A 1,369-nucleotide genomic window follows, 5' to 3' on the forward strand; every position below is an offset into this window, starting at 1 on the left:
GTGCTGACGGGCGCGCAAGTGCCTGCCAACACCACATACTCGTTCCGCGTTGCCACGGGCGGGAGCACTTCCGCCAAGGGGAGCCTGACCAACGCGGTCGCGGACAATCTGTATGCCGGCGGCGGTGCACTGAGCCTGCCTTTCTCGGTCTTCCTGGCCAAGCTGAAGAGCGCAAGCGCGCTGAACGCGGCGCAGATCGATGCCATTACGCCCAAGGCGACCAGCACCTTCCCCGTGACGTTCKCGGTGGCGGGCCAGGGCGGCAAGGCGGTGAACGTCGCTACGCTGGTCAGCAGCAGCCCGCAGAAGACGCTGGCGCGGACGGTGCAGACCGAAAAGTCCACGGTTAGCGGCAACGGCATCACGACCTCGGTCACGCTGAACCCCTGATCGGTGCGTCGTGAAGCCCTCTCCATGGTCAGGGGAGGGCCTGCCCGGTCATCCGTCATGTGCGCCTTCTGGTGCTTGTGACGGGTGACCGGCTTCTTTTTGTGTGCAGTCGGCCGGACCACGAACTGGCTGACGCCACGGATGAGGTCCGCCCCTGGCCTCGGAGTCTCCTTATGCTGTTGTATCGCACGCGCCRGCTCCGCCATGCCGGTGCCTTGATGCTGGGTTTGTCTTGCGTCGGCGTTGCCCATGCGGCCCCCGACGATGTGTTTCTGCAGGCTGAGCCCGCTACGGGCGAGTTCACGTCATTCCGCGTGGAGGCCAGCTATGACATGGTCAACAAGACCGTGGACGTCTTTAACCGCAGCCTGACCCGCTCGTCCGCGCTCAAGGTCAGGAATGCCACGTTCAACACCGTCACGGTCAAGGACGCCAACGACATCCAGGGCCAGGCCGATGTGATTTTTTCTGGCGACCTTACCGAGCGCAACAAGCTCACCGGGTTTATTGGCCTGGGCGTGAGCCGAGTGACAATCGGCAACATCAATACGCGGCTGCAGCAGGGCGGGTGCAATTTCAATGTGAGCATTGGCTCGGACAATATTGCCAACGGCAACCTGGCCGCGCCTTGCCGTGTGGGCAACACCAACTTGCAGTCGGCGTCTTTTTCAACGGACGCCAGCCAGTACGGCCTGAACATCAACGACGATTTCAACTACACGGCTGGCTTTTTGAACCTGGGTGGCTCCTGGCGCTGGAAGTACGAGAACTTCAGCGCGCGGCTGGGCTACCAGTTCCAGTACCTGTTGCGCAGCAACGTCGATAGCCGCACGAGTGCTTACGGCTATTCCCCGATCAAGTCAAACCATACGCTGGGGATGGAGCTGTCGTATGCGGTGGTGAAGAATGTCGAGGTGTTCCTGCGTGGGCAGGCATCGCTGTACAACTTCGTTGGCACGATCCCGTTTCTCTATAACGC

The 1,369-nt window shown here is 61.6% G+C and carries 1 protein-coding gene and 1 pseudogene; both read left to right on the forward strand.

All coding sequences use genetic code 11. The features are described from left to right. Nucleotides 1–390 (forward strand): annotated as a pseudogene (locus AC1DS3_RS39105) (hypothetical protein); the annotation flags it as partial. Nucleotides 391–563: 173 nt separating this feature from the next. Continuing rightward, nucleotides 564–1,369, forward strand: an 806-nt coding sequence (locus AC1DS3_RS39110) for a hypothetical protein (protein ID WP_477129423.1), incomplete at its 3' end; no start/stop codon positions are given.

The organism is Cupriavidus sp. 01L46 (assembly GCF_056399905.1).